This is a genomic window from Longimicrobium sp. (genome assembly GCF_036554565.1).
Classification (GTDB): Bacteria; Gemmatimonadota; Gemmatimonadetes; order Longimicrobiales; family Longimicrobiaceae; genus Longimicrobium.
The window spans coordinates 1-7,656 of record NZ_DATBNB010000586.1; the positions used below are offsets into that span (position 1 = coordinate 1).

A 7,656-nucleotide genomic window follows, 5' to 3' on the forward strand; every position below is an offset into this window, starting at 1 on the left:
CCCCCATCGCAAGACTACGGAGGCACCGCCGCACTTGTCCCACATGGGACGCGAGTGCCTCACCTATTTAGTTCGGGGGTGTGCACTGTTAACCCGCCTCGTCGCCTTGACACCCCCGCCCGCCTCAGCTTAGTTTCGCGCTTCCCGAACGGCCGTTCGAACGATCGTTCGATAGAGTGGCGGCACGGAAACGGCGGAGGGCTCCGGCCCACCGCCGCTCGCCGTGAGCGCGACTGAGATACTGAGCCCTTCGCCCCCGCACGGAGACGAACGGATGGCCCGCTATACCGAAGAAGAGCTGAAGGAAAAGGTCCACAACGGCTTCATCGTCGAGTATCCCGACGAGATGACCGAGGGCTACCGGAAAGCGTTGATCGTGCAGCTGATGGTGCAGGCCGACACGGAGCTCGTCTCCGCGCCGGCGTACTTCGGCGCGGCCAAGGACGCGCCGTCCACGAACACCATGGTCAGCGCCACGGCCATCATCCAGGACGAGCTGGCGCACGCCAACATCGCCTACCGCCTGCTGGAAGACCTGGGGCTCGACAAGGAGCAGCTGGTGTACGGCCGGCAGCCGCACGAGTTCAAGCATCCGTACGGCTTCGACCATCCGCTGGAGAACTGGGCGGAGCTCGTGGTGGCCAACGGACTGTACGACCGCGCCGGCATCACGCTGCTGGGCGACGTCTTCAAGAACACGTCGTACGGCCCGCTGAAGCGCGCGCTGGTGAAGGTGGACCAGGAAGAGACCTTCCACCTGCGCCACGGCGAGATGTGGATGAAGCGCCTGGCCAACGCGGGCGGCGAGGCCAGGGAGCAGATCCAGCGCGCGGTGGACTGGATGTTCCCCATGGCGGTGGAGTGGTTCGGCCTCCCCGACGACATGAAGCGCCACTCGGGCCAGCTGGACTACAAGCTCAAGGGGATGACCAACGACGAGCTCCGGCAGACGTGGATGCAGTCCACGGTGCCGCTCTGCGAGGGGCTGGGCATCGACGTGCCCGCGCACTGGAGCGAGGACGAGCAGAAGTACGTGCTGGACTTCGCCTTCCCCTGCCAGTACGACGAAGACGAGAAACGCTGGCTGTTCGGCGAGGGCCAGATCAGCTGGGAAGCGGTGTTCGAGCGCTGGAAGCGCCGCGGCCCGGCGAACAAGCAGTTCATCGAAGCCATCCAGGACGGCCGCGGCTTCCGCGCCCAGCTGGCCGCCGCCTGATGGCCTGCGCCACGAGCCCCGACCGGTTCGGAGGCGAGGAGGGCGGCGTCGCCGTTCTCGACGAGCCGCGCGCCTATCCCGTTCCGCCCCAGGCGCGCACGGGCCCGCTGTGGGATGCGCTACGCGAGGTGATGGATCCCGAGATCCCCATTTCGCTGGTCGACCTGGGGCTGATCTACGACGTGCGCCAGGACGGCGGATCGGTGGAGGTGGACCTGACCTTCACCGCGACGGCCTGCCCCTGCATGGCCTTCATCCACTACGACATCCAGGACCGCCTGCAGCGCGAGCCCGGGGTGGACGAAGTAAAGGTGATCGAGACCTGGACCCCCGCGTGGACCAAGTCGCGGATTTCGCCCGAAGGCAGGGCGGCGCTGAAGACCTTCGGCGTGTCGATGTAACTACGAGTGCGAGAGTGCGAAGTGCGAAAGTGCGAGAGTAACGGCGCTTCGCATCCACCACTTTCGCACTCTCGCACTTTCGCACTTTCGCACTGGTTTTCTTCCGTGATCGAACCCGTCTTCGAAGTCTTTGCGCGCAAGAACCGCGGTGAGCCACTGCGGCACATCGGCTTCGTCAATGCCATGAACGGCGACCTGGCCCGCGTGTACGCCTGGAAGGAATACGACGAGCAAAACTGGGAAGAGATGTGCGTGATCCCGCGATCCGCCATCATTCCCGTGGACCCCGAACGCAGCACCTTCGTGACGATGATGGGAGAGGACGGCGCACAGGAGATCGTCCATGCGCGCGGCACGGGCTCGTACGGCGGCAGCGAGATGGCCGTGAAGGAGGCCCGATGAGCGTCGCCTCTCCGGACGCCCGCATCGAGTCCGCCTCGGAGCTTGCGGACGAATCGCGCCAGGCGCTACGCGACCTGATCCTGTCGCTGGCCGACAGCAAGCGCGTGCTGGGGCTGCGCTACAGCGACCGCATGCTGGGCGCGCCCACGCTGGAGGCGGGGATCGCGGCGTCGTCCATGGCGCAGGACGAGTGGGGGCACGCGCGCCTGACGTATGCCCTGCTGGGCGACTTCGGCGACGGGCCCAAGGCGCTCGAGCACGAGCGCCCGGCCGCCGAGTACCGCAGCCACCCCGCGCTGGACGCCGGGTTCGAGTCGTGGAGCGACTTCATCGCCTGCATCCTGCTGATCGACACGGCGCTCGCCACGCAGTACGGCGCGCTGGCCGACGGCCGCTACACGCCGGCGCTCAACCGCGTGCAGAAGATGCTGGACGAGGAGCGCTTCCACTTCCAGTACGCGGCCGGCTGGGTGCGCAAGATCGCCTCGATCGACGAGCTGCGCCCCGAGCTGCAGACGTCGCTCTGCCGCTACATGCCGCAGGCGCTGCAGTGGCTGGGGGATGATGCGGCCGCGGGCACGCAGCGGCTGACGAGCGAGGGACTGTCCGCGTACGATCCGACGACGCTTCGCCAGCGCTTCCTGGCGAAGGTGGGACCGGTGCTGGAAGAGATCGGGATGGCGGATGCGCTGGACGTGTCGCGCGGCGCGGAGGGATTCGCCTGCGGCACGGCGCTCGACTGGACGGGATGGAACGAGCGCACCCGCCGCACGGGCGGCGAGCTGGACGAGGTGACGGCCGCCCGCGCCCGCGGCGACAAGAACCGCGCCCTGCTGCTGGACTGATGGCCGAGCCCCGCGCCGAGCCCGCCCGGGTAGACGGGCTTCCGGAGTCTGCCCCCTGCCCGTTCTGCGAGGGATCGGACACGAAGCTGCTGAACCCCTTCGGCGGGCAGCTCTCGGTGGCGCAGTACTGGTGCAACCGCTGCCGCACGGGCTTCGAGTTCATCAAGTGGGATGACCACGAGCCCGAAGACTGATCCAAGGAAAACAGCACCACGCAGAGGACGCGGAGGATAATGGAGAGGACGCAGAGAACCGAATGGGGTTCTCTGCGTCCTCTCTTTTTACTCTGCGTCCTCTGCGTGAAACCGCCGTTCAGGGATCAGAGGCCGCCGAACGGAGTCCCGCCGCTGTCCTGCTGCTGCGGCTGCTGCTTCACGCGGGGCGGCCGGCCGAAGCTGTACTGCAGCGTCAGGTGAAGCGCGCGCGAGGTCTGCGTCCGCTCGGTGAGCTGGATGAGGTTGTCGTCACCCGCCTGGATGCGGAAGCGCATCGTGTTGAACGGGTCCGACACGCGCAACGTCAGGTTCATCTTCTCGCCGTACAGCTTCTGCCGGACGGACACGTTGGCCATCTGCATGGCCGCGAAGCGCCCGCCCTCGATCTGCATGGGAGCGCGGTACTGGTACTGCGCCGAGAACGAGGTGCGCGGCGTGAAGTTGTAGGTGCCGTTGAACTTCGCCATCCAGGTCACCGCGTCGGTGGCCAGGCTCGACTCACCGCCGGTGCCCGACGTGACCATCTTGAAGACGTTGAACGACGCGAGGCCGTTGAACGTCTGGCCCACGCGCAGCGATCCGTTCAGGTCTGCCCCCCACGACGTTCCCGTGTCCAGGTTCTTGAAGCTCACCGACGTCACCTCGCGCCCGTTCACCACGTCGTCCGTGTCGACGACGGCGCGGATGATGTCGGTGGTGCGGCGGTAGAAGGGCGAGAACTGCAGCGATCCCAGCGCCCCCGAGTGCTGAAGGCTCAGCTCCAGGGCGTCCGTGTACTCCGGGTTCAGCCGCGGGTTGCCCACGAACACGTTCTGGATGTCGAAGAACGTGGGGAACGGGTTCAGCTGCCCGCTGCCCGGCCGGTTGATGCGCCGCGAGTAGCTGAGCTTGGCCTGCGTGTTGTCGCTCACCTTGTAGCTCACCAGCCCGCTGGGAAAGAAGCTGGTGTAGTCGTGCGGAAAGCTTTCCCCGGAGTTGGCCAGCGAGAAGTCGCGGCTGGCGTACTCCGCACGCAGCCCGCCCTGCAGCTCAAGCTTGCCCATGCCATGGCTGTACACGCCGTAGATGGCGTTCACGGTCTCGTCGAACTCCAGCGCGTTGCTCAGGTCGCTGGGCGCCCACGCCCCGGTGCCCAGCGGGTCTTCGCGCACGTCGAAGTCGCGGTCCAGCAGGCGCGAGGTGCCCTTGTACCCCGTCTCCAGCTTGGTGCGCTGCCCGAACGACCGCGTGTAGTCGGCCTGCGCGGTGAACTGGTACATCGTCAGCGCGGTAACGTTCTGCTCCGCGTCCCTCAAGCCCAGGCCGGGGGCCGTCTGGCGCCAGAGATCCACGCGGTCCTCGTCGGCCAGGCGATTGGCGCGCAGCTCGGCCGAGAACTCGTGCCGCTGCGGCTGGATGGTGCGCTTGAAGGCCAGGGTGTAGTCCGCCATGAAGGCGTCGGTCTGCGTGTCGCGCACCCGCTGGTACTCGTCCAGAAGCAGCCGCGAGCCGTCGAACACCCCGTAGGCGCTCAGCGCGTTTTCGCTGGAGTTGCGAACGTTCAGGGCGAGCGCGTTGGACACCACGTCACGCTCGTTCAGCCGGTAGTCCAGAGTGGCGTTCAGGTTGTGGCCCGCGTTGCCGTTGCCGCCGGTGATGTCCTGCTCCGTGAACGAGAGCGGATTTCCGCCGGACAGCCGCGTGCGGTCGTTGATGCCGCCCACGGTGCGGTCGTCGGTGCTGTAGCCGTAGCTGCTGAAGAAGGTGACGGCACCGGCCTGATACCCCACGTTGCCCGACGCCGCGTAGCGGTCCGCCGTGGACGCCGCCAGCTGAAGCCCGCCGCTGAGGCCCAGGTCCACGCCCTGCTTGAGTACGATGTTGATGATGCCGGCCATCCCCTCGGGATCGTACCGGGCCGACGGATTGGAGATCACCTCCACCCGCTCCAGCGTGTTGGCGGGAAGCTGCTTCAGGTAGGAGGCCAGCTGCGCACCGCTGATGGGTGCCGGGCGGCCGTTGATCTGCACCACCACGCCCTCGTTGCCGCGCAGGCTCACCTTTCCATCCGCATCCACCTGCACCGAGGGCACCGACTCCAGCACCTCGCTGGCGCTGGTGGCCGCGGGGGCCACGTCCCGCACGCGGTAGGCGTTGCGGTCAGGCGCAATGGTGACGGCCTGGGCCTGCCCCGTCACCTCGATGGCTTCGAGCATCACGGCGGCGCGCGGCAGGCGGATGCTTCCCGCGTTGGCCCGCGGCGCGGCGGGCGTCACCGTGAAGGTGGAGGTCTGGGGCGCGTACCCCATCATGCTCACGCGAAGCACGTAGTTGCCCGGACGCAGCCCCTCGATGCGGAACGACCCGTCAGGCCGCGCGATGGCGCCGGCGACGAGCGTGGAGTCTGCCGCCCGCCGCACCGCCACGCTGGCCGAGGCCACGGCGGCGCTGGTGCCGGCATCCACCACCGTGCCGCGGACTTCTCCGGGACCGGCGGCGGGCGGCTGCGGGGGCCCACCCTGGGGCCGCTGCCCACTCTGGGGCGGCCGCTGCCCGGCCGGCTGCGGGGGGCTGCCCTCGGGGCGCGCACCCTGGGGCGGACGCTGCGGGGGTGTCGTCTGGGCCAGGAGCGGGCCGCCGCCGCTCAGGAGCGAGCAGGTAAGGACGGCGAACAGGATTCTCTGCATCGCAGGAACTCTCGGGGTGAGTGGGTGAGCGCTGTACCAGCCTACTAGTACACTAATGATGCAGGACGGTGGAGGCAAGGGTTTCGTTTCGAGCCGGTCACCTGGCGGGCGGGGCGACCGGCCCCCACGTCCCTGCCGTTGTTCGCTACGAGACGTGCACGTCGGAGGTTTCACCTGCGCCCCGTCCGTAACGATGAAGTACTTTACATTGCAAACCACTTTCACGCAAGAGCCATGTTCGGCGGGGAGCCGTCGGGTGAGCGGGGACGCCAGAGCGCACGTGTAATCCTTGACGAGGCCCGAATCCATACGGGCAACGCGCCAAAGCCTGTCATCCTGAGGCCCAGGCGCGCCGTGCCCGCCCGTACGACGAGCCTCGCGGGCCGAAGGATCCAGCCAGCGGAACCGTACAAGCCCGGGCGCGGCAGCGGTCGCGGATGCCCGGACCTCGGCTCTGCGGGGGCCCTCACCCGTCCTCGCCTAGGCTCGTCCACCCTCTCCCACAAACAGCGTGGGAGAGAGGGGGTACACACCAGCGTCAGTGCACGTCGTCAGGGCCGACGAAGCGCAGCCGCATCACTCCACACGCCGTTTGATGTGTGGCGCCGGTGTCCCAAGATCCCGGACGAAGTTCGATTTTGTCTGTCCGGCCGGTGGCGGGAAAAGTGTAAATAATAATTCGCATTTTTGCTATCCACTGTGTTCACCTACGTTTGATTAACGGTACCCATGTGCCATCTGTGGCGTCAACTATATCCACTTTACAGGGCTGTTTTCCCTCGCTAAGTTTTGCGAACGCCACGACGTAATCTACGCGCGCTAACCCGCCACTGCCTTTCGTTCCCGCCGAGGCGTGAAAAGGCAAAGCAGGGCCGCGCCAGCCGGCTGGCTGGGCGGCGAATCCCCGGCGCACCCGCGCCCATTCCGCACAGAGGAAACCTCGCATGGAAACTCGCAAGTACGCCTCCCTTGTGGCCGTGGTGCAGGAACACCTGGCCGGCCGCGACTCCGTTGCCCGCGACCTGCTGGCCGGCCTCGTCGACGGCCAGCTTCAGCCGGGGCGTCCCGAAGACCTTCGCTACTTCATCTTCGCCTCGGCGCTGTCGCGGCGGCTGCAGTCCGACAAGTCGGCCGAGATCAACCTGTACCTGCGCCAGTACGAAAAAACGCAGATCACCCTGTTCAACCTGCTGGCCGAGCACCTGCCCACCGTGGCCATGGCCGGCCCCCTGGCCAACGAGGTGCTGGCCCGCTTCGTGGGCGGGCACGACGAGGTGACGCTGCTGGACGTGGGCATCGGCTCGGGGCGCCAGGAGGTGGCCCTGGTGCACCTGCTGGCCCAGCGCGGCACCCTGCCCCGCAAGCTGAACGTGGTCGCCATCGAGCCCGACGCGGGCAGCCTGCTGGAGGCCTCCTTCAACCTGGGCGAGGCCGCGGAGGCGCTGGGCTTCGAGCTCGCCTTCCATCCCGTGCACAAGCTGGTGGAAGACCTGGACGAGGCCGACTGGGCGGAGTTCGGCTCGTTCGGCGCGCCGCTGGTGGTGCTGGGCGCCTTTGCCGTGCACCACGTGCGCTCGGGCCCGGAGCGGGGCACGCGCGACGACCTGTTCCACCGCCTGCGCGAGCTTCAGCCCGACGCGGTGGTGCTGTGCGAGCCCAGCAGCAACCACGACTCGCCCGACCTGATGGAGCGCTTCCAGGCCGCCTGGCACCACTTCGGGCTCACCTTCGGCCTGATCGACGGGCTGGAGGTGAACGAGCCGCAGAAGGCCGCGATGAAGATGTTCTTCGCGCGCGAGATCGACGACATCGTGGGCAACGCCGAAGAGGCGCGCTTCGAGCGGCACGAGCCGGTGGACAACTGGGTGCGCCGGATGCGCGACGCCGGCTTCGCGCCCTACCCCGAACTGG

7 protein-coding genes are annotated in these 7,656 nt (G+C 67.6%); 6 read left to right on the top strand and 1 reads right to left on the bottom strand.

Translation table 11 applies throughout. The features are described 5' to 3' along the window. Positions 1 to 274: 274 nt before the first annotated feature. The 5 genes from VIB55_RS16095 (at position 275) to VIB55_RS16115 (ending at position 3,058) form a co-directional block, all read left to right on the top strand. Positions 275 to 1,216: a Phenylacetic acid catabolic protein gene (locus tag VIB55_RS16095; RefSeq protein WP_331877682.1), complete on the top strand. Its 942-nt coding sequence runs from the start codon at positions 275 to 277 to the stop codon at positions 1,214 to 1,216. After that, positions 1,216 to 1,617 (top strand): metal-sulfur cluster assembly factor, encoded by a 402-nt coding sequence (locus tag VIB55_RS16100; RefSeq protein WP_331877683.1) that lies wholly within the window; start codon positions 1,216 to 1,218, stop codon positions 1,615 to 1,617. The genes VIB55_RS16095 and VIB55_RS16100 overlap by 1 nt, the downstream gene beginning before the upstream one ends. A gap of 105 nt (positions 1,618 to 1,722) precedes the next feature. Further along, complete coding sequence (locus VIB55_RS16105; protein ID WP_331877684.1) at positions 1,723 to 2,019, top strand: hypothetical protein; 297 nt, start codon at positions 1,723 to 1,725, stop codon at positions 2,017 to 2,019. Further along, positions 2,016 to 2,864 (top strand): 1,2-phenylacetyl-CoA epoxidase subunit PaaC, encoded by an 849-nt coding sequence (locus VIB55_RS16110; protein ID WP_331877685.1) that lies wholly within the window; start codon positions 2,016 to 2,018, stop codon positions 2,862 to 2,864. Before VIB55_RS16105 ends, VIB55_RS16110 begins: the two co-directional genes overlap by 4 nt. After that, positions 2,864 to 3,058 carry a hypothetical protein gene (locus VIB55_RS16115; RefSeq protein WP_331877686.1) on the top strand — a complete coding sequence of 65 codons (195 nt, stop codon included), beginning with the start codon at positions 2,864 to 2,866 and terminating at the stop codon, positions 3,056 to 3,058. The genes VIB55_RS16110 and VIB55_RS16115 overlap by 1 nt, the downstream gene beginning before the upstream one ends. A gap of 125 nt (positions 3,059 to 3,183) precedes the next feature. Here the strand turns inward: VIB55_RS16115 and VIB55_RS16120 are convergent, their stop codons facing one another. Next, positions 3,184 to 5,745 (bottom strand): TonB-dependent receptor domain-containing protein, encoded by a 2,562-nt coding sequence (locus VIB55_RS16120; protein WP_331877687.1) that lies wholly within the window; start codon positions 5,743 to 5,745, stop codon positions 3,184 to 3,186. A 944-nt stretch (positions 5,746 to 6,689) separates the two neighbouring features. On the opposite strand from VIB55_RS16120, the gene VIB55_RS16125 reads away from it, so the two are divergent. Continuing rightward, a partial coding sequence (locus tag VIB55_RS16125; RefSeq protein WP_331877688.1) for a GRAS family protein occupies positions 6,690 to 7,656 on the top strand: 967 nt, incomplete at its 3' end.

Excerpts from the sequence above, each read along its gene's own strand:
- VIB55_RS16115 (WP_331877686.1), top strand. The coding sequence starts at position 2,864 with ATGGCCGAGCCCCGCGCCGAGCCCGCCCGGGTAGACGGGCTTCCGGAG.
- VIB55_RS16110 (WP_331877685.1), top strand. The coding sequence starts at position 2,016 with ATGAGCGTCGCCTCTCCGGACGCCCGCATCGAGTCCGCCTCGGAGCTT.
- VIB55_RS16120 (WP_331877687.1), bottom strand. The coding sequence starts at position 5,745 with ATGCAGAGAATCCTGTTCGCCGTCCTTACCTGCTCGCTCCTGAGCGGC.
- VIB55_RS16100 (WP_331877683.1), top strand. The coding sequence starts at position 1,216 with ATGGCCTGCGCCACGAGCCCCGACCGGTTCGGAGGCGAGGAGGGCGGC.
- VIB55_RS16095 (WP_331877682.1), top strand. The coding sequence starts at position 275 with ATGGCCCGCTATACCGAAGAAGAGCTGAAGGAAAAGGTCCACAACGGC.